The organism is Kitasatospora sp. NPDC048298 (assembly GCF_043201465.1).
In the GTDB taxonomy this organism is placed as follows: Bacteria; Actinomycetota; Actinomycetes; order Streptomycetales; family Streptomycetaceae; genus Kitasatospora.
This window is the reverse complement of sequence record NZ_JBICYZ010000018.1, coordinates 112,470-130,058: the sequence shown is the minus strand read 5'-3', so window position 1 is coordinate 130,058 and position 17,589 is coordinate 112,470. Positions and strand designations below refer to the sequence as shown.

Genomic DNA, 17,589 nt, shown 5'->3' with positions numbered 1-17,589 from the left:
GGCCGGGGGGGGCCCCCCCCCGGGGGGGGGTGGCCCCCCCCGCCCCCCCCCCGGGCGGGGCCCCCCCCCGGCCCCGGGCCCCCCCCGGGGCGGGGCCCGCCGGGGGGGGGGCGGCGCCCCCGCCCCGACCGGGACGCTCCGGCGGGGAGGGCGCTTCACTGCCCCTCCCCGCCGTGACCTCTCCCCGGGCGTGCGGACCGGGTGTGCGGACCGGGTGTGCGGACGGGGCGTGCGGACGGTCAGTGGTGGAAGCCCGGCCGGGGCGGTACCCCGAGTTCCTGGAGGGGGACGGGCTGGCGCCGCAGCTCCGGCAGCAGCCGGTCGAGGTCGGCCAGCAGCAGGTCGGCGAGGTCCCGGGAGAAGCCGTTGCGGCAGACCACCCGGAGCACCGACAGGTCCTCCCGGTTCGCCGGGAAGGTGTACGCGGGCACCTGCCAGCCGCGCTCGCGCAGCCGCCGGGAGACGTCGAACACGTCGAACGGGAGGCCCTCCTCGGTGGTGAAGGCGAACACCGGCAGCTGGTCGCCCCGGGTCAGCAGCCGGAAGCCGTCCATCTTCTCGATCTGCCCGGCCAGGTAGGTGGCGACCTCGCGGCAGGCGCCCTGGACGGCCTGGAAGCCCTCCCGGCCGAGCCGCAGGAAGATGTAGTACTGGGCGACCACCTCGGCGCCGGGGCGGGAGAAGTTGAGGGCGAAGGTCGGCATCTCGCCGCCCAGGTAGTTGACCCGGAAGACCAGTTCCTCAGGCAGCGCCGCCTTGTCGCGCCAGAGCGCCCAGCCCACGCCCGGGTACACCAGGCCGTACTTGTGGCCGGAGGTGTTGATCGAGGCCACCCGGGGCAGCCGGAAGTCCCAGACCAGCTCCGGGTCGAGGAAGGGCGCCACCATGCCGCCGGAGGCGCCGTCCACGTGCACCGGGACGTCGATGCCGGTGCGCTCCTGGAAGGCGTCCAGGGCCGCGCAGATCTCCGCGACCGGCTCGTACGAGCCGTCGAAGGTGGATCCGAGCACGCCGACCACACCGATGGTGTTCTCGTCGCACAGTGCGACCGCCTGTTCGGCGTCCAGGTGGAAGCGGGTGCCCTCCATCGGCGCCAGCCGCGTCTCGATCTCCCAGAAGTTGCAGAACTTCTCCCAGCAGACCTGCACGTTGGCGCCCATCACCAGGTTGGGCCGGGCCCCGGCGGCGTAGCGGTCGGCGTTGCGGCGCGTCCACCGGCGCTTGAGCGCCATGCCGGCCAGCATGCAGGCCTCGCTGGAGCCGGTGGTGGAGCAGCCGACCGTGGCGTCCGGGTCGGGGGCGTGCCAGAGGTCGGCGAGGATCGCCACGCAGCGCCGCTCCAGCTCGGCGGTTTGCGGGTACTCGTCCTTGTCGATCATGTTCTTGTCGAGGCACTCGGCCATCAGACGGGCGGCCTGGGCCTCCATCGAGGTGGTGACGAAGGTCGCCAGGTTGAGCTTGGCGTTGCCGTCCAGCATCAGCTCGTCGTGGACCAGCTGGTACGCGGTGTCGGCCGCGACCGGGCCCTCGCCGAGTCGGTGCAGCGGCGGGGCCAGCTTCATCGAGCCCAGCGGGTCGGCGATCGTCGGGTACGGGCCGATGCTCAGCCGGCGGTCGCCGCCGGCTCCCTTGTGCAGCGCCATGGCGTCCTGCCGTCCTTCGCGTCGGTGGGCGTGTCCCGTCCCACGCTGCCACCGGCCACCGGGTGACGCATCTTCACCGGCTGCTTCGAGCCAGGGGCGGGCCGGCCCCGCCCGGGGGTCAGGCCGCGGTCTCCGGGTGGATCTGGTCGCGGGCGGCCCGGTACTGCTGACGCACCGCCGAGCCGATCGCCAGGTCCTGCTCCCCGTCGGGCTCGACGGTCTCCGCGTCCGGCAGCTCCCAGGCCGGCGGCTCCGGGGTGCCCGCCAGCGCCCAGGCGGCCTGCCGGGCGGCCCCGCGGGCGGCGTGGGCGCCCGGCGGCGGCACCACGACCGGGACGCCGAACAGCATCGGGGCGATGTGCCGGACGGCGGGCAGCCGCCCTGCGGTGCCGAGCAGGAACACCCGCTTCACCGCGACGCCCTGGGCGCGCAGTACGTCGAGGGCGTCGGCGATGTTGCACAGCATGCCCTCGACGGCGGCCCGGGCCAGGTGCTGAGGGGTCATCGCCTCCGCCCGAAGGCCGGTCAGGGTGCCGGCCGCGTGCGGCAGCGCGGGGGTGCGCTCGCCGTCCAGGTACGGCAGCAGCACCAGACCGTAGGCGCCGGGGGTGGAGTGCAGGGCGAGGTCGCTGAGGCCCTCCAGGTCCCGGCCGAGCAGGGCGGCGGTGGAGCGCAGCACCTGGGCGGCGTTGAGGGTGGCGACCATCGGCAGGTGCCGGCCGCTGGCGTCGGCGAAGGAGGAGACCAGGCCGGAGGCGTCCACCACGGCCTCCTCGTGCACCGCGAAGATCGTCCCGGCGCTGCCGAGCGAGACCACCGCGTCGCCCGGGCCGAGGCCCAGGCCCAGCGCGGCGGCCATGTTGTCCCCGGTGCCGGCCGAGATCAGCAGGCCCTCGGGGGTGTGCCCGGCGGGCTCCGCCGGGGGCAGGACGTCGGGCAGCCGGAGTTCGTGGCCGAGCGCCAGCTCCACCAGGTCCTGCCGGTACTCGCCGGTGATCGGCGACCAGTAGCCGGTGCCGGAGGCGTCGCCGCGGTCGGTGGTGCGGCGCTTGGGGTGGCCGAGCAGCTGCCAGACCAGCCAGTCGTGCGGCAGCAGCACCTCGGCGACCCGGCGGGCGTTGGCCGGCTCGAACTCGGCCAGCCAGCGCAGCTTGGCGATGGTGTACGTGGGGGCGGGCACGGCGCCGATCGCGGCGGTCCAGGCGGCCGCGCCGCCGAAGGCGTCCAGCAGTTTGGCGGCGGCGCCGCTGGAGCGCGGGTCGTTCCACAGGATCGCGGGCCGGACCTGCACCCCGCCGGCGTCCAGGCCGATCATCCCGTGCTGCTGGGCGCTGACCCCGATCGCCCGGACGCCCTCCAGCAGGCCGCCGGTCGCGGCGTCGCCGAGCGAGTGCAGCCAGACCTGGGGGTCGGCCTCGCCCGGGCGCAGGTCCTGGTCCTCGGGGACGGGATGGGGCGCCTTGCCGGAGCGCAGGACGGCTCCGGTGTCGGCGTCGCACGCCACGATCCGGGTGCGGTTGGTCGAGCTGTCTATCCCCGCGACGATGGCCATGCCGAGATCATGCCTCAGCCGGACCCGGGACGCGTCCGGGCCGGGCGGGCCGTTGCCGCTTCGCGACCCCGGGTGGGGTTTCGCTTCGCCCTGTGGTCACCGTCCCGTCACGGACGGGAGGTAGGCCGCCGGGGACGTGTGTCACGTGACACACGTCCCAGGCGCGCCGTCACGGGCGGAACGTGCCCCAGCCGTCGTCCTCCGTCCGGGAGCGGTTGAGGTACGGCACCCGGTCGGTGACGGCGTTCGGCAGCCGGTCGCCGACCCGGTCCGCGACCGCGCCGGCCGCCTTCCCGGCCACCGCTCCGGCCTGCTGCCGGGCCCGGTCGGTCGCGCCCTGGACCGCGGGGTTCCGGGCGATCTGCCGGGTGACCTTGGCGATCTGTTCGTAGCGCTGGCGCCCGGCCCGCGAGCCCAGGACGTAGCCGGCCGCGAAACCCGCGGCCAACGACAGCTTCCACATGATCGGATCCACCCTCTCCTGGCGGCTTCTGCCGCATTGCCCTACCCGTCAGTCGGGACGGCGAACCGTCCGCGCCCCAGCATCCCCGCCCCCGTCGGCGGGCGCGCGCGGGGCGCGCCGGGCGGCAGCCGGGCGGCAAGCCGGGAAAGCGATTGGCGGACCACCCCCCCGAGTGCGCTAATGTATGTCCCGCAGCGAGCGCCGAGGAGCCCGGGAGACCGGGGGCCGGAGCGGAAGCCGATCCCCCATAGCTCAATTGGCAGAGCAGCCGACTGTTAATCGGCAGGTTATTGGTTCGAGTCCAATTGGGGGAGCTCGGGAAGAGGTCCCTTTGGGGTCCGGTTCCCGTCCGTGGTACGGAAGTCGAGTGCCGCGATCCCGCATAGCTCAATTGGCAGAGCAGCCGACTGTTAATCGGCAGGTTATTGGTTCGAGTCCAATTGCGGGAGCTGCACCGGGTCCGCCCGGTGACTGCTCAGAGCGAAGGCCCCTCGGTCGACCGGGGGGCCTTCGTGTTTCCGTCGTCCGGTTTCGCGGAGTGACGTACGCGACACCGCCCCCGGCGGGTCGCCGGGTCAGGTGGTCGCCTTCCGGTAGAGGTCGGCGACCCGCTGGTCGAAGGCGACGCTGTACGAGGTGCCGGGGGTGTCCCCGCCCTCCTGGTAGCCGCCGATCACGCCGACCACCGCGCCGTTCGCGGTGACCCACGGGCTGCCGCTGGTGCCGTCGGTGTAGCCGCCGCAGTCGAAGCGCTCCTGGGTGGGGCTCTGCGAGCTGGTCCGGACCGCGCAGGTGATCGGCTCGTCGCTCTCGTTCGGGTAGCCGGTGACCGAGACGGACAGCCCGAAGCCCTGGCCGGTGCCGAGCGGGTTGCCGCCGACCGTGTCCTCGATCTCCCGGCCGTCGAGCATGCCCACCGTGACGAAGGCCACGTCGTACTCGGGGTCGTCCTCGGTCTCCCAGCGCGGGTCCACCGTGATCGCCTTCACCGGCCAAGTCCCGTACGGGGTGTACCCGTTGCGGTACCCGGGGGTGAACACCAGGCCGTCCAGCAGGCCGATCCGCCGGCTCTGCACGCAGTGCGCCGCGGTGACCAGCAGGTTGCCCCGGGGGCTGTGCACCACGCTCGCGGTGCAGGCCCGCGGGCCCTGCGCGGTGCGGATGGAGAGGGTGCCCACCCGGTCCCCGGCCGGGCTCTGCTGCGCCACCTCGGCGGTGGGCGCCCCGTCCTGCCCGCCGCACGCGGTGCCGGCGGCCAGCAGCAGGGCGGCCAGCGCGGCCGTTCGAGCCGTGCGCGCGGGCCGGGCCGGGCGGGGGGCCATCGGGGCTCCGTCTCGTTCCTCGGGGCGGGCACCGGGGCCGTGCGTTCCGCCGTTCGTGAGGAAGATCTACCAGGCCGTGCCCGGCGGCGCCACTGCCGCGTGTCGGGCCCGCCGCCGGTCACCCGGTGGCGCGGTCGTACAGGGCCTGGACGCGGTCGCCGAAGTAGCTGCTGTACGAGGTGTCCGGGCTGTTGCCGCCCTCCTGGTAGCCGCCGATCACGCCGACCACGGTGCCGGTCCTGGTGGCCGGGTCGAAGTCGGTGACCCAGGGGCTGCCGCTGGTGCCGCCGGTGTAGTCGGGGCAGTCGATCCGCAGCTGGGTGGGGCTCTGCTGGGTGGTGGTGTTGGAGCAGGTGATCGGGACGCCGCTGCTGCTCGGGTAGCCGGTGACCTTCACCGGGAGCCGGTAGCCCCGGTTGACGCCGAGCCGGTTGGCGCCGAGCACCTGTTGGACCTGCAGCCCGTTCTGCGCCTGGACGATCGCGAAGGCGACGTCCGCGTCCGGGTCGGCGTGGTCGTTCCAGCCGTCGTCCACGGTGACGGCCAGCAGTGGCCAGACGCCGCTGGGGGTGTCGCCGTCGCGGTAGCCGGGGACGAAGACCAGGTCGCTGCGCCGGCCGAGCCTGGGGTCCCAGACGCAGTGGGCGGCCGTGACGACGAGGTTGAGCCCGGCGCTGTCGACCACGCTGGCGGTGCAGAAGTGGTCGCCGTCGGCGTTGCGCGTGAACACCGCGCCGACCAGGCCGTTGAGCACGGTGGGCTTGGCGGTGCGGGTGACGCCGGTGTGCCGGTCGGCCGCGCTCCTGAGCCGCTGTCGGTTCCAGCCGTGGCTGTCGGCGGAGGCGGCGGTGGGCGGCGCCGAGGTGACGGTCGGGGCGCTCCCGCCCGGCCCCGCCGCGGTGGTGCAGCCCGCCGCGGTCAGCACCAGTGCGAGCGCCGCGGCCGCCGCTCCCCTCCCGCGTGTCGTCATCCGTCCAGGCTGCCCCGGACGGACGCCCCGCCGCCACCCGGGCTGGGCCGACCGGGAGTCGAGCACCGTCGCGTACCCAGCTGCGCCCCCGGCGCGCACCACGGGTGATCGACCGGCTATGCTGCCCGGGACGGCCTCGCTGGGGCCGTCTGCTGCTGCCGTGCCGACGACCGGCGCGTGCGGCGAACCGGGGCGGTAGCTCAGCCGGTTAGAGCAGGGGACTCATAATCCCTTGGTCGTGGGTTCGAGTCCCACCCGCCCCACCTTCTCGATGTGCGACGAGCGTCGTACGAGCCTTTCGCGGGCGGGCCACCGAGCCGGAGCCCCGCCGCCCTTTCACCGCCTGCGACGTCGCAGAGTCTAGGCCGCGGCCATCCCCTTTCCCGGGTGGCGCGCCGGAATTCACCCGCCCGTGGGCATCGGCCCCGACCCTCCCTGACGCCTGTCCGTCGCCTCCCCGCGGCGCTCTTCCCCCCTTTCCCCGTTGCCGGACGCTGGCGCCGTGCGCGCAAAAAGTGATATCACTTTGACAGCTGAAGCGGGCACCCGCGCAGCGGACATCACCATTGGGGGGAGTCGGTCCCATGACCACACCGCGTTCCACCGTCGAGGACGGCCCTGTCCTGGACCTCCCGGTCCCCAAGTTCACCGAACGGGCCATCACCGGGGCGGCCGGCCTGCCGGTGCTCGGCGGCACCCTGCTCGGCCTGCTCGCCGGAATCGGCTCGTTCGTCGTCGGCGCGGCCCAACTGTCCGTGAAGGCCAACGGGTTGGGCATCGCCCTGGTGGTCGTCGGACCGCTGCTGGTGCTCGGCTCGGTGCTGCTGATGTGCGGGCTGACGGTGGTCTCGCCCGGCCAGGCCCGGGTGGTCCAGCTGCTCGGGCGCTACCGCGGCACCGTCCGCGCCGAGGGCCTGACCTGGCTGAACCCGTTCACCAGCCGGCGCCGGATCTCCACCCGGATCCGCAACCACGAGACCGAGACCACCAAGGTCAACGACGCGGACGGCAACCCGATCGAGATGGCCGCCGTGGTGGTCTGGCAGGTCGAGGACACCGCGATGGCGGTGTTCGAGGTGGACGACTACGCCGACTTCGTCGCCATCCAGACCGAGACGGCCGTACGGCACATCGCCACCAGCTACCCCTACGACGCCCACCACGAGGGCCAGTTGTCGCTGCGCGACGGCGCGGACGAGATCGCCCGCAAGCTCTCCGCCGAGATCTCCGCCCGGGTCGCCTCGGCCGGGGTGCGGGTCATCGAGTCGCGGATCACCAGGCTCGCGTACGCTCCGGAGGTCGCCCAGGTGATGCTCCAGCGCCAGCAGGCCGGGGCCGTGGTGGCGGCGCGCAGGCTGATCGTCGAGGGCGCCGTCGGTATGGTCGAGGAGGCGTTGGACCGGCTCGCCGAACGCGATGTCGTGGACTTGGACGAGGAGCGCAAGGCCGCCATGGTGAGCAACCTCCTGGTGGTGCTCTGCGGTGACCGCGGCACCCAGCCCGTCGTGAACACGGGCTCCCTCTACCAGTAAGGCGAGGCCTTGGCGACGGAACGGAAGAAGATCCTGTTGCGACTGGACCCTTCAGTTCACGACGCGCTGGCCAGATGGGCCGGGGACGAACTGCGCAGCACCAACGCCCAGATCGAGTTCCTGCTCCGCCGCGCCCTCACCGACGCGGGACGGATGCCCAGCGGCGCGGCCAGGCTTCCCCGGCGCGGCCGCCCCCCCAAGGAGAGCCCGGAGAGCGGCGAGTCCGGCGAGGACTGACCGCGGGCCGGGGCTCAGAGAACCTTCGGAGACCGAGATGGACCTGCCCAGCAACCTGCCCGAGAAGCTGTACCTGCTCGCCTACGACCCGCGGCGCGAGCGCACCACCCGGAACTCCTCGCTCAACCTGCTGCTCCAGGCGGCGGCGCTGACCGAGCTGCTGCGCCGGGGCCTGCTGTACGAGGAGGGCCGCAAGGCCGTCGCCCGGGTCCGCGGCGGCGCGGCCGAGGAGGGCCTCGACCCGTACAGCGCCCGTCTGTTGGGCCAGATCAGGGAGAGCCGGCCGCACAGCTGGAACTCCTGGGTCAGCCGCGCCAGGAGCACCGGCCGCGACCAGCCGGTCCGCCGGGTCCGGGACGGTCTGGCGGACTCCGGCCGGCTCACCCTCCGGTCGCACCGGGCGGCCGGGCTGTTCCCGGTGACCCTGGTCACCCTGGCGGACCCGGGGGTCCGCGAGGCGCTGGCGGCCTCCGTCACCGGGGCGCTGACCGGGCCGCTCAGCCGGGTCGACCCGGCCGACGCGGCGCTGACCGCCCTGGTCGCGGCGGGCCGGCTCGGCTCGGTCCTGAACGGCAGGCAGCGCCGGGAGCACCGGGGCCGGATCGCGAAGCTGACCCCGGCGGCCGGCCCGGTCCCGCGCGCGCTCGGCACGGCGCTGGCCTGGCGGATGGCGGGCCACGCGGCGGAGAGCGCGGCCCTGGGCTGACGGGCCGTCCGCGGGGGAGACGGCCCGCAAGAGGGCGCGGAGCCCGGTCACCGGTCCGGTGGCCGGGCTCCCGGCCGTCCGGGCGTACCGGCCCGTAAGCTGGCCGGATGCTCGAACCCGCCCTGCTGCCGACCCCGCTGGTGGACTGCACCGACGAGGCCTACACCCGGGCCGGGGTGGAGTTGCGGCTGAAGCGGGACGACCTGCTGCACCCGACCGTCCCCGGCAACAAGTGGCGCAAGCTGGCGCCCAACCTGGCCGCCGCCGTGGAGCAGGGCCACACCCGGCTGCTGACCTTCGGCGGCGCCTACTCGACCCACCTGCGGGCCGTCGCGGCCGCCGCCGGGGCGCTCGGACTGGAGAGCGTCGGGCTGGTCCGCGGCGAGGAGCTGGCCGGCCGGCCGCGCAACTGGTCGCTGCGGGCCGCCGAGGCGGCCGGGATGCGGTTGGAGTTCCTGACCCGGGCCGAGTACCGGGAGGCCACCGGCCGGGCCGAGGGGGAGCACGGCACGGATGCCCTGCTCCGCCGCTGGGGCCCCTGCCTGGTGCTCCCGGAGGGCGGCTCCAACGCGCTGGCCGCCGTCGGCGCGGCCGCGATCCCGGCCGAACTGCCCGGTCTCGGCGAGCGGGACGTGGTCTGCTGCCCGGTCGGCACCGGCGGCACCCTGGCCGGCATCGCGGCCGGCCTGCCGGCGGGCGCCCGGGCGCTCGGGGTCGCCGTGCTGCGCGGCGGCGAGGGCTACCTGGAGGCGGAGGTCACCCGGCTGCACCGGGCCGCCTACGGGCGGGGGTTCGACAACTGGCGGATCGACCACGCGCACCACGGCGGCGGCTACGGCAGGGTCCCGGCCGAACTGGCCGCCTTCGCCGAGCGGTTCGAGCGCCGCCACGGCATCCCGCTGGAGCGCCGCTACGTCGCCAAGCTGCTCGCCGCGCTGGCCGACCTGACGGCGGCGGGCGCCTTCCCCCGCGGCACCCGCCTCACCGCCGTCGTCACCGGGCTGCCGGATCCGCGGTAGGGCTGCCCCGGCTCCGACGCGGACGGCCCGCGCTCCCGCCGTTCGGCGGGGAGGGCGGGCCGTCCGTCCGGCGGGAGGGCGCGATCAGCCGAAGGTCAGGTTCGCGCACGGGTCGGTGTCGGCGTTGCGGGTGTTCTCCGCTATGCCGGTGGGGATGCCGCTCGGCAGGCCCGGGGCGGTGCCGGGGGTGCTGCCGGCGGTGGCGCCCGGGGCGGTGCCCGGCGTGGTGCTGCCGGGGGCGGCGCCCGGGGTGGCGGCGGCCGGGACGCCGGGCTCCGGGCTCGGGGCGGCCGCCGGGTCGATCCGGGTGCCCGCCGCGCGGTAGTCGGCGCCGAGGGTGACGGTGATCGCCTCCGTGCCGGGCTCCTCGACCGTGGTGGCGCCGGGGAAGAGCGCCGCGACCTGGTCGGCGGTGGCCTTCAGCGCGGGGTCGTAGGCGACCCGGGTGGTCTGCCGCCCGGCGGAGGTGTGGCCCAGCGTGACGTTGCGGAAGCCGCGCGCCTTGAGGGTGTCGGCGCCGGATCCGGCCAGGCCGGGCGTGCCGACCCCGTTGACCACCGTGATAGGCGCCGCGGCCTGCTCCGCGGTGAGCGGGGTGCCGGGGGCCGTCGCGGCGGCGCCCGGGTCGGCGGTGGGGGAGGAGGCCGCCTGGCCCGTCCCGGAGGTGCTCTGCCCGTCCAGGGTGCGGTCCTCGCGCAGCAGCTTCCAGAGGGTGTCGGCGTCCGGCTGGACCAGCCGTACCCGGTCGCCGGCGAAGCGCCAGGGGGCGGTGACGAAGGAGACGTCGGAGAGCTTGATGTCCTGGATCGAGTGGGCGAAGTCCACCAGCTTCATCGCGGTGCCCAGCCCCTCGTCCACAGTGAGCGACTTGGTGGCCGCGTCGGCCAGCGGCAGCAGGGTGGGCAGCGAGAAGCCCTGGCCCTGCACCTTCTTGATCATCGAGGAGAGGAAGGCCTGCTGACGCTTCATCCGGCCTATGTCGGAGTTGTCGCCGATGCCGTGGCGGGCCCGCAGGTAGTCCACCGCGGACTGCCCGGAGAGCTTCTGGAGGCCCTTCTTGAGGTGTATGCCGTACTCGTTGACGTCGTTGGGGACGCAGGCGTCCACGCCGCCCACGGCGTCGGACATCGCGGCCGCGCCCTTGAAGTCGACCACGACGGTGTGGTCGACCCGCAGTCCGGTGAGCTTCTCCACGGTGTTCTGGGTGCAGGCCGGGTTGCCCTTCTCGGCCAGGCCCACGGTGAAGGCGGAGTTGAACATCTGGTCGGTCTTCGGCGCCGTCCAGGTGCCGTTCGGCAGCTTGCAGGACGGGATGGTGACCAGGGTGTCGCGGGGGATCGAGACGCCGACGGCGTGCTTGTGGTCGGCGTAGATGTGCACCAGGATCGCGGTGTCCGAGTGGCCGACGCCCTCGTCGCCGCCGCCCAGCGAGTCGTTGCCCTCGTCGCGGGTGTCCGAGCCGAGCAGCAGCACGTTGACCGGTACGGAGGCGCCCGGGCTGGCCGGGACGGGGGCCGGCGGGCGCTCGGTGGCGACGCCGCCCGGGTCGAAGGTGGTGATGTTGTTGTCCAGCCGGTGGTAGAACCAGGCTCCGGCGCCCACCACCGACAGCACCAGTACGGCGGCCAGGCCGATGGCGGTCCGCAGGTAGCGGCGCCGGCGCGTGCTGCTGCTCATCCTCCGTGCCCCCCGTCTTCAGGTCTCTCGCGTTCGATGTTCGAACGTTAGACGTTCCGGGAGGCGGTTCGGTTACCCCCCCGGGGCCTACGAGCAGCCCCGGGGTCCTGTGATGCTGGTCACGCGCCGGGGCCGGAGGCGCCCGCGAGCATCCTGCGGAGCAGGTCGCGCAGCGCCGTCCGCTCGTCCGGGCCGAGCGCGGCCAGCGGCTCGCGGGCGAAGTTCAGCGACTCGCGGAGCTCCTCGGAGGCGGCCGAGCCGGTGTCGGTGGCGGCGACCAGCTTGACCCGGCGGTCGTGCCGGTCGGCCTCGCGGGTGACGAAGCCGCGGGATTCGAGCCGGTCGACGATGCCGGTGATGTTGGAGGGCTCGCAGCTGAGCGTCTGGGCGATCTGGCGCATCGGCATCGGCCCGCGCCGCAGCAGGGCGAGCACCTTGGCCTGGGCGCCGGTGAGCGAGCGGGCGGCGGCGGCGTCCTCGTACTCGCGGTGGAACAGCGCGACCAGGTTGGCCATCAGGTCGACGACCTCGCGGGTGATCTCGTCGGGCTGCGGCGCGGCGTCCTCGATCGGCTGGGTGTCCATGGTCGAGAGTCTACCTGAAAAGTTGACAACGTGAACCTTTCATGCCCATCGTTACTTCAGTTGCTCAACCTTTCAGGCGTTCGAACTTCATTCGAACCCGCGTCCCGACCCGCCCCCGAACCGCAAGGAGCACACCCATGGCAGAGCAGGCCGCCGCCCCCGCGACCGCCCGTGAATGGCACCTCGTCGCCCGCCCGCAGGGCTGGCCGGTGCCGGCCGACTTCGCCCTGGTCGAGGCCCCGGTCCGCACCCCGGGCCCGGGCGAGATCCTGGTCCGCAACGCCTACCTCTCGGTGGACCCGTACATGCGCGGCCGGATGAACGACGTGAAGTCGTACGTCCCGCCGTTCCAGCTGGGCCAGGCCATGGACGGCGGCGCGGTCGGTCACGTCGTCGCCTCCGGGGCCGAGGGCTTCGCCCCGGGGGACGTGGTGCTGCACGGGCTCGGCTGGCGCGAGTACGCGACGCTGGATGCCCGGCACGCGGTCAAGGTCGACCCGGCCGCCGCCCCGCTCTCCGCCTACCTCGGCGTGCTCGGCATGCCCGGCCTGACCGCCTACTCCGGCCTGCTGGCCGTCGGCGGCCTCAAGGAGGGCGACAGGGTCTTCGTCTCCGGCGCGGCCGGCGCGGTCGGTTCGCTGGTCGGCCAGATCGCCAGGCTCAAGGGCGCCTCGCTGGTGGTCGGTTCGGCCGGCTCGGCGGAGAAGGTGGCCAAGCTGGTGGACGAGTACGGCTTCGACGCGGCCTTCAACTACAAGGACGCCCCGGTCGCCGAGCAGCTCGCCCAGGCCGCCCCGGACGGCATCGACCTCTACTTCGACAACGTCGGCGGCGACCACCTGGAGGCCGCGATCGGCGCGTTGAACGTGCACGGCCGCGCGGTGCTCTGCGGCGCGATCGCCCAGTACAACGACACCGCCGCGCCCGCCGCCCCGCGCAACCTCGCGCTCGCCATCGGCAAGCGGCTGCGCCTGGAGGGCATGCTGGTGCGCGACCACGCCGGGCTCCAGCAGCAGTTCGTCGCGGAGGTGGCCGGCTGGTTGAAGTCCGGTGAACTGCGCACCGAGGAGACCGTGGTGGACGGCGTCGAGAACGCCGCCGAGGCCTTCCTCGACCTGCTGCGCGGCGTCAACACCGGCAAGATGGTCGTCCGCCTGGGTGACTGACGGACCGTCAGGCATCCTGACCGCCCCGCCGCCCCGACCGGGCGGCGGGGCGTTCGTCACGGGCGGACCGCCGCCGGGCGCGGGTGCCGGGGCTGCACTACCGCATTCCGGCCGGATCCGAAAGTGCGTCATCCATCCTGTGGCGCCGCGCGGTACGGTGGTTCAGCCGGTGATGGGGCCGTTCGGGGGAGAGATCCGGCCGAGGGGTAGACCTCGTTGAGGATTCGACTAGCATTGAGCGAAAGCCTGTCCGTTTTGCTCAATTTAGTAGCTTAATGTCAGCTAACGTGAGTAACTGCGGATCAACTGCAGGCACGAGGCAGCTGGGGAAGGCGACCCTCGTCCACAGCCTGGAGGTCCCGGTGACGACACGTGGAGTCCTGTACGTCCACTCCGCGCCCCGCGCGCTGTGCCCGCACGTCGAGTGGGCCGTCGCGGGGGTGCTCGGTGTGCGGGTGAGCCTGGACTGGATCCGCCAGCCGGCCGCACCCGGGCACTGGCGCGCCGAACTCTCCTGGCAGGGGGAGCCCGGTACGGCCTCGAAGCTCGCCTCCGCGCTGCGCGGCTGGCAGTTGATGCGGTACGAGGTGACCAGCGAGCCCTGCGCCACGGCGGAGGGGGAGCGGTACAGCAGCACGCCCTCGCTGGGCATCTTCCATGCCGTCACCGGCATCCACGGCGACATCCTGATCCCCGAGGACCGGTTGCGCGCCGTCCTGGTGCGCGCCCGCAGCGAGGGGGCCGACCTGGAGGCCGAGGTCGCCCGGCTGCTCGGCAAGCCCTGGGACGACGAGTTGGAGCCGTTCCGGTACGCGGGCGAGGGCGCGCCGGTGCGCTGGCTGCACCAGGTGGTCTGAGGCCCGCCCCGGGGCAGTGCCGGGGACGTGCGAAGGGGCCGGCGCTCGCGGAGAGCGCCGGCCCCTTCGTCGTGGGCGTCAGCGGGTGCGGAAGGCCAGCACCACGTTGTGGCCGCCGAAGCCGAACGAGTTGTTCAGCGCGGCGATCCGGCCCTCGGGCAGCTTGCGGGCCTCGCCGCGGACGATGTCGGCGTCCACGTCGTCGTCCAGCTCGTCCACGTTGATGGTCGGCGGGGCGACCCGGTGGTGCAGGGCCAGCACGGTGGCGACGGTCTCGACGCCGCCGGCGCCGCCCAGCAGGTGACCGGTCATCGACTTGGTGGCCGAGACGGCGATGTGGTCGAGGTCGTCGCCCAGTTCCTTGCGCAGCGCCTTCAGCTCGGCGGTGTCGCCCTGCGGGGTCGAGGTGGCGTGCGCGTTGACGTGCACGATCTCGGCCTTGTCCAGCTCGTTGCGCTCGAACAGGTCGGCCAGCGCGCGGGCCACGCCGGCGCCGGTCGGCTCGGGCTGGGCGATGTGGTGGGCGTCCGAGGACAGGCCCTGGCCCACGGCCTCGCAGTAGATCCGGGCGCCGCGCGCCTCGGCGTGCTCGACGGACTCCAGCACGACCACGCCGGCGCCCTCGCCCAGCACGAAGCCGTCGCGGGCCTTGTCGTACGGGCGGGAGGCGCGCTGGGGGTCGTCGTTCTTCTTGGACATCGCCATCATGTTGGCGAACGCGGCGATCGGCAGCGGGTGGATCGCCGCCTCGGTGCCGCCGGCCACCACGACGTCGGCGCGGCCGGTGCGGATCATCTCGATCGCGTAGCCGATCGCCTCGGCGCCGGAGGCGCAGGCGGAGACAGGGGTGTGCACGCCCGCGCGGGCGCCGACCTCCAGGCCGACGTTGGCCGCCGGGGAGTTGGGCATCAGCATCGGGACGGTGTGCGGGGAGACCTTGCGGGCGCCCTTCTCCTTCAGCACGTCGTACTGGTCGAGGAGGGTGGTCACGCCGCCGATGCCGGAGGCGATGACGGTGCCCAGGCGCTCGGGGGCGAGCTTGGAGGACTCGTCGGTGGCGGGGGTCTCGAAGCCGGCGTCGGCCCAGGCCTCGCGGGCGGCGATCAGCGCGAACTGGGCCGAGCGGTCCAGCTTGCGGGCCAGCGGGCGGGGAAGGATGTCGCCGGGCTCGACGGCGGTCCGCGCCGCGATCTTCACCGGCAGGTCCTCGGCCCACTCCTCGGTCAGGGCCGCCACGCCGGACGTGCCCGCGACCAGGTTCTCCCAGGTGCTGGCGGCGTCGGCGCCCAGCGGCGTGAAGGCGCCGATACCCGTGACGACCACGGTGCGATTTTCAGCGGTCACTGGTTTCTTCTTCTCTCACGTGTGCGGGGGTCGGCGGCGTGCCGAGGATGGGCCCGGCCGGGCGCCCGGTGAGGGCGTCCCGGCCGGAGAGGTCGGCCAGGCTCTACGAGCCCGGCCGACCGGTCAGCCCGGGCCGGCGTACGGGACGCCGGACGGGCTGGCCGAGTCGAACGAGTCGGTCGCTCAGGCGTTGAGGATGTAGTCCACCGCGTCGCCGACGGTCTTCAGGTTCTTGACCTCGTCGTCCGGGATCTTGACGTCGAAGCGCTCCTCGGCGGCCACGACGACTTCGACCATGGACAGCGAGTCGACGTCCAGGTCGTCGGTGAAGGACTTGTCGAGCTGGACGTCCTCGGTCGGGATACCGGCGATCTCGTTGACGATCTCGGCGAGACCTTCCAGGACCTCGTCCTTGGTAGCCATACTGGCTGCTCCTCTTCGGTGTTGAACGTGTCCGGCCGGCGGCCGGACACAGGCTTGTGGATGGCGCGAACGCGCCTAGGGGAGAGTAACGACTGCGGCGGCGTAGACGAGACCCGCCCCGAACCCGATGATCAGGGCCAGGTCCCCGCTGTGGGCCTCACCGCTCTCCAGCATGCGCTCCATCGCCAGCGGGATGGAGGCGGCGGAGGTGTTGCCGGTCTCGGCGATGTCGCGGGCGACAGGCACCGAATCCGGCAGCTTGAGCGCCTTGATCATGGCATCCGTGATCCGCATGTTGGCCTGGTGGGGGATGAACGCGCCGAGCTGGTCGGCGGTGATCCCGGCGGCGTCCAGCGCCTGCTGGGCCACCTTGGCCATCTCCCACACGGCCCAGCGGAAGACCGGCTGGCCGTCCATCTTCAGGGCCGGCCACTTCGTCTCCTCGCCCGCGCCGTTGACGGCGTCGGACTTGGCGAAGGCGGTGTCCCAGGCCTGGGTCTGGGTGATCAGCTCGGCCTGCGAGCCGTCCGAGCCCCAGATCAGCTTGCCGATGCCGGGCGTGTCGGACGGGCCGACGATCGCGGCGCCGGCGCCGTCGCCGAAGATGAAGGCGGTGGAGCGGTCCGACTTGTCGGTCAGGTCGCTGAGCCGCTCGACGCCGATGACCAGCACGTACTCGGCGTTGCCGCCGCGGATCATGCCGTCGGCCAGGCCCAGGCCGTAGCCGAAGCCGGCGCAGGCGGCCGAGATGTCGAAGGCCGGGGCGGTGCCGCAGCCGAGCCGCTCGGCGATCTCGGTGGCGATCGCGGGGGTCTGCTTGAAGTGCGAGACGGTCGAGACGATCACGCCGCCGATCTGGTCGGCGGTGATCCCGGCCTGGGCGATGGCCTTGCCGGCCGCCTGGACCGACATCTCGGCGACGGACTCGTCCGGGCCGGCCCAGCGGCGCTCGGCGATCCCGCTGCGGGTGCGGATCCACTCGTCCGAGGAGTCGATCCACTCCAGGACCTCGGAGTTGGGGATGACCCGGACCGGACGGTAGCCGCCGACGCCGTGGATGCGCGCGTACTGCGCGCCGTTCACCGGGCGGATCTGGGGCTTGGTCATGCCTGGGTCTCCTGCTCCTGACCGCCGTGCTCCGCGACGAGCGCGCGGGCCTTGTCGAGATCGGCGGGGGTCTTGAGGGCGAGCGTGGCCACACCCTTGAGGTTGCGCTTGAGCAGTCCGGTGAGGGTGCCCGCGGGGGACAGCTCGATCACGGCCGTCGCGCCCAGCTGCCCGAGGGTCTCCATGCAGAGGTCCCAGCGGACGGGGTTGGAGACCTGCGACACCAGGCGCGAGAGCACCTCGGCGCCGGACTCCACGACCGCGCCGTCCCGGTTGGAGACGTAGCGGACCAGCGGGTCGGCCGCGGTCAGGGTCGGGGCCAGCTTGCCCAGCCGCTCGACGCCCGGGGCCATGTGCTCGGTGTGGAAGGCACCGGCCACCTTGAGGGTGATCAGCTTGGCGCGCTCCGGCGGGTCCGCCTTCAGTGCCTCCAGCTGGGCCAGCGTGCCGGCGGCGACGATCTGGCCGCCGCCGTTGTTGTTGGCCGCGGTCAGGCCGTGCTCGGCGAGCTTCGCCGCGACCTCCTCCGGCTCGCCGCCGAGCACGGCGAGCATGCCGGTCTCGGTGACGGCGGCGGCCTCGGCCATGGCCTGGCCGCGCTCGCGCACGAAGGTCAGCGCGTCGTGGGCGGTGAGCACTCCGGCGCCGGCGGCGGCGGTGATCTCACCGACGCTGTGGCCGGCCACGGCGCCGACCAGCTTGCGGGCGGCGTCCTCGTCCGGGAACAGCTCCCGGGCGGTCACCAGACCGGCGGCGACCAGCAGCGGCTGGGCGACGGCGGTGTCCTTGATCTCCTCGGCGGACGCCTCGGTGCCGGCGTGCACCAGGTCGAGCCCGGCGACCTCCGACCAGCCGCGCAGGCGGTCGGCGACGCCGTCGAGCTCCAGCCAGGGGCTGAGGAAACCGGGGGACTGGGCACCCTGTCCAGGGGCGACGATTACGAGCACGGTTCAACCCTCTCTCGCCAGGCGCCCAGGGGCGGGTAGG

General features: G+C 73.7%; 17 protein-coding genes and 3 tRNA genes. 9 read left to right on the top strand and 11 right to left on the bottom strand.

Translation table 11 applies throughout. The features are described from left to right. Positions 1-239 precede the first annotated feature (239 nt). The 3 genes from ACGF0D_RS16755 to ACGF0D_RS16745 form a co-directional block, all read right to left on the bottom strand. Positions 240-1,643, bottom strand: coding sequence for a glutamate decarboxylase (locus ACGF0D_RS16755; RefSeq protein WP_392869761.1), 1,404 nt, complete (start codon positions 1,641-1,643; stop codon positions 240-242). A gap of 118 nt (positions 1,644-1,761) precedes the next feature. Beyond that, positions 1,762-3,195: an FGGY family carbohydrate kinase gene (locus tag ACGF0D_RS16750; protein ID WP_392916766.1), complete on the bottom strand. Its 1,434-nt coding sequence runs from the start codon at positions 3,193-3,195 to the stop codon at positions 1,762-1,764. A 169-nt stretch (positions 3,196-3,364) separates the two neighbouring features. Next, positions 3,365-3,661 (bottom strand): hypothetical protein, encoded by a 297-nt coding sequence (locus tag ACGF0D_RS16745; RefSeq protein ID WP_392870108.1) that lies wholly within the window; start codon positions 3,659-3,661, stop codon positions 3,365-3,367. Positions 3,662-3,899: 238 nt separating this feature from the next. Here ACGF0D_RS16745 and ACGF0D_RS16740 point away from each other — a divergent pair. Both ACGF0D_RS16740 and ACGF0D_RS16735 read left to right on the top strand, forming a co-directional pair. Next, a tRNA-Asn gene (locus ACGF0D_RS16740) sits at positions 3,900-3,972 on the top strand. Positions 3,973-4,034: 62 nt separating this feature from the next. After that, a tRNA-Asn gene (locus ACGF0D_RS16735) sits at positions 4,035-4,107 on the top strand. Positions 4,108-4,233: 126 nt separating this feature from the next. Here the strand turns inward: ACGF0D_RS16735 and ACGF0D_RS16730 are convergent. Then, positions 4,234-4,980: a trypsin-like serine peptidase gene (locus tag ACGF0D_RS16730; protein ID WP_392916764.1), complete on the bottom strand. Its 747-nt coding sequence runs from the start codon at positions 4,978-4,980 to the stop codon at positions 4,234-4,236. A 118-nt stretch (positions 4,981-5,098) separates the two neighbouring features. Then, positions 5,099-5,950, bottom strand: a complete 852-nt coding sequence (locus ACGF0D_RS16725; protein WP_392869755.1) for a trypsin-like serine peptidase — start codon at positions 5,948-5,950, stop codon at positions 5,099-5,101. A 189-nt stretch (positions 5,951-6,139) separates the two neighbouring features. Between ACGF0D_RS16725 and ACGF0D_RS16720 the strand changes: the two genes are divergently transcribed. The 5 genes from ACGF0D_RS16720 (at position 6,140) to ACGF0D_RS16700 (ending at position 9,444) form a co-directional block, all read left to right on the top strand. After that, positions 6,140-6,213 (top strand) — tRNA-Ile (locus ACGF0D_RS16720). Positions 6,214-6,534: 321 nt separating this feature from the next. Continuing rightward, positions 6,535-7,482, top strand: a complete 948-nt coding sequence (locus tag ACGF0D_RS16715; RefSeq protein WP_392916762.1) for an SPFH domain-containing protein — start codon at positions 6,535-6,537, stop codon at positions 7,480-7,482. Between the two features lie 9 nt (positions 7,483-7,491). Continuing rightward, complete coding sequence (locus ACGF0D_RS16710; RefSeq protein ID WP_392869752.1) at positions 7,492-7,719, top strand: hypothetical protein; 228 nt, start codon at positions 7,492-7,494, stop codon at positions 7,717-7,719. 37 nt (positions 7,720-7,756) lie between these two features. Further along, positions 7,757-8,425, top strand: coding sequence for a GPP34 family phosphoprotein (locus ACGF0D_RS16705; RefSeq protein ID WP_392916760.1), 669 nt, complete (start codon positions 7,757-7,759; stop codon positions 8,423-8,425). A 107-nt stretch (positions 8,426-8,532) separates the two neighbouring features. Next, on the top strand, positions 8,533-9,444 hold the full coding sequence (locus tag ACGF0D_RS16700; RefSeq protein WP_392916757.1) for a 1-aminocyclopropane-1-carboxylate deaminase/D-cysteine desulfhydrase: 912 nt from the start codon (positions 8,533-8,535) through the stop codon (positions 9,442-9,444). Between the two features lie 84 nt (positions 9,445-9,528). On the opposite strand, the gene ACGF0D_RS16695 is transcribed toward ACGF0D_RS16700, so the two are convergent. Further along, a complete protein-coding gene (locus ACGF0D_RS16695; RefSeq protein WP_392916754.1) occupies positions 9,529-11,121 on the bottom strand; it encodes an LCP family protein in 1,593 nt (530 codons plus the stop codon). Between the two features lie 119 nt (positions 11,122-11,240). After that, complete coding sequence (locus ACGF0D_RS16690) at positions 11,241-11,705, bottom strand: MarR family winged helix-turn-helix transcriptional regulator (protein WP_392869744.1); 465 nt, start codon at positions 11,703-11,705, stop codon at positions 11,241-11,243. 137 nt (positions 11,706-11,842) lie between these two features. Here ACGF0D_RS16690 and ACGF0D_RS16685 point away from each other — a divergent pair, with 137 nt between their 5' ends. After that, positions 11,843-12,871, top strand: a complete 1,029-nt coding sequence (locus tag ACGF0D_RS16685; protein ID WP_392916751.1) for an NADP-dependent oxidoreductase — start codon at positions 11,843-11,845, stop codon at positions 12,869-12,871. A 362-nt stretch (positions 12,872-13,233) separates the two neighbouring features. Then, on the top strand, positions 13,234-13,728 hold the full coding sequence (locus tag ACGF0D_RS16680; RefSeq protein ID WP_392869740.1) for a DUF3145 domain-containing protein: 495 nt from the start codon (positions 13,234-13,236) through the stop codon (positions 13,726-13,728). A 78-nt stretch (positions 13,729-13,806) separates the two neighbouring features. On the opposite strand, the gene fabF is transcribed toward ACGF0D_RS16680, so the two are convergent. The 4 genes from fabF to ACGF0D_RS16660 all read right to left on the bottom strand — a co-directional run bounded on the left by fabF (position 13,807) and on the right by ACGF0D_RS16660 (position 17,549). Next, the gene (gene fabF / locus ACGF0D_RS16675) at positions 13,807-15,072 is read right to left on the bottom strand and encodes a beta-ketoacyl-ACP synthase II (protein WP_392869738.1); all 1,266 of its coding nucleotides are present in this window, start codon (positions 15,070-15,072) and stop codon (positions 13,807-13,809) included. Positions 15,073-15,255: 183 nt separating this feature from the next. Beyond that, the gene (locus tag ACGF0D_RS16670) at positions 15,256-15,495 is read right to left on the bottom strand and encodes an acyl carrier protein (protein ID WP_355251392.1); all 240 of its coding nucleotides are present in this window, start codon (positions 15,493-15,495) and stop codon (positions 15,256-15,258) included. 75 nt (positions 15,496-15,570) lie between these two features. Next, the gene (locus ACGF0D_RS16665) at positions 15,571-16,602 is read right to left on the bottom strand and encodes a beta-ketoacyl-ACP synthase III (protein WP_392869736.1); all 1,032 of its coding nucleotides are present in this window, start codon (positions 16,600-16,602) and stop codon (positions 15,571-15,573) included. Beyond that, a complete protein-coding gene (locus tag ACGF0D_RS16660; RefSeq protein ID WP_392916748.1) occupies positions 16,599-17,549 on the bottom strand; it encodes an ACP S-malonyltransferase in 951 nt (316 codons plus the stop codon). Before ACGF0D_RS16660 ends, ACGF0D_RS16665 begins: the two co-directional genes overlap by 4 nt. Positions 17,550-17,589 lie beyond the last annotated feature (40 nt).

Bases quoted from the DNA above. Each gene is read 5' to 3' on its own strand.
- ACGF0D_RS16750 (WP_392916766.1), bottom strand. From the start codon at position 3,195: ATGGCCATCGTCGCGGGGATAGACAGCTCGACCAACCGCACCCGGATC.
- ACGF0D_RS16665 (WP_392869736.1), bottom strand. From the start codon at position 16,602: ATGACCAAGCCCCAGATCCGCCCGGTGAACGGCGCGCAGTACGCGCGC.
- ACGF0D_RS16695 (WP_392916754.1), bottom strand. From the start codon at position 11,121: ATGAGCAGCAGCACGCGCCGGCGCCGCTACCTGCGGACCGCCATCGGC.
- ACGF0D_RS16685 (WP_392916751.1), top strand. From the start codon at position 11,843: ATGGCAGAGCAGGCCGCCGCCCCCGCGACCGCCCGTGAATGGCACCTC.
- ACGF0D_RS16705 (WP_392916760.1), top strand. From the start codon at position 7,757: ATGGACCTGCCCAGCAACCTGCCCGAGAAGCTGTACCTGCTCGCCTAC.
- ACGF0D_RS16730 (WP_392916764.1), bottom strand. From the start codon at position 4,980: ATGGCCCCCCGCCCGGCCCGGCCCGCGCGCACGGCTCGAACGGCCGCG.
- ACGF0D_RS16725 (WP_392869755.1), bottom strand. From the start codon at position 5,950: ATGACGACACGCGGGAGGGGAGCGGCGGCCGCGGCGCTCGCACTGGTG.
- ACGF0D_RS16700 (WP_392916757.1), top strand. From the start codon at position 8,533: ATGCTCGAACCCGCCCTGCTGCCGACCCCGCTGGTGGACTGCACCGAC.
- ACGF0D_RS16715 (WP_392916762.1), top strand. From the start codon at position 6,535: ATGACCACACCGCGTTCCACCGTCGAGGACGGCCCTGTCCTGGACCTC.
- ACGF0D_RS16690 (WP_392869744.1), bottom strand. From the start codon at position 11,705: ATGGACACCCAGCCGATCGAGGACGCCGCGCCGCAGCCCGACGAGATC.
- ACGF0D_RS16755 (WP_392869761.1), bottom strand. From the start codon at position 1,643: ATGGCGCTGCACAAGGGAGCCGGCGGCGACCGCCGGCTGAGCATCGGC.
- ACGF0D_RS16670 (WP_355251392.1), bottom strand. From the start codon at position 15,495: ATGGCTACCAAGGACGAGGTCCTGGAAGGTCTCGCCGAGATCGTCAAC.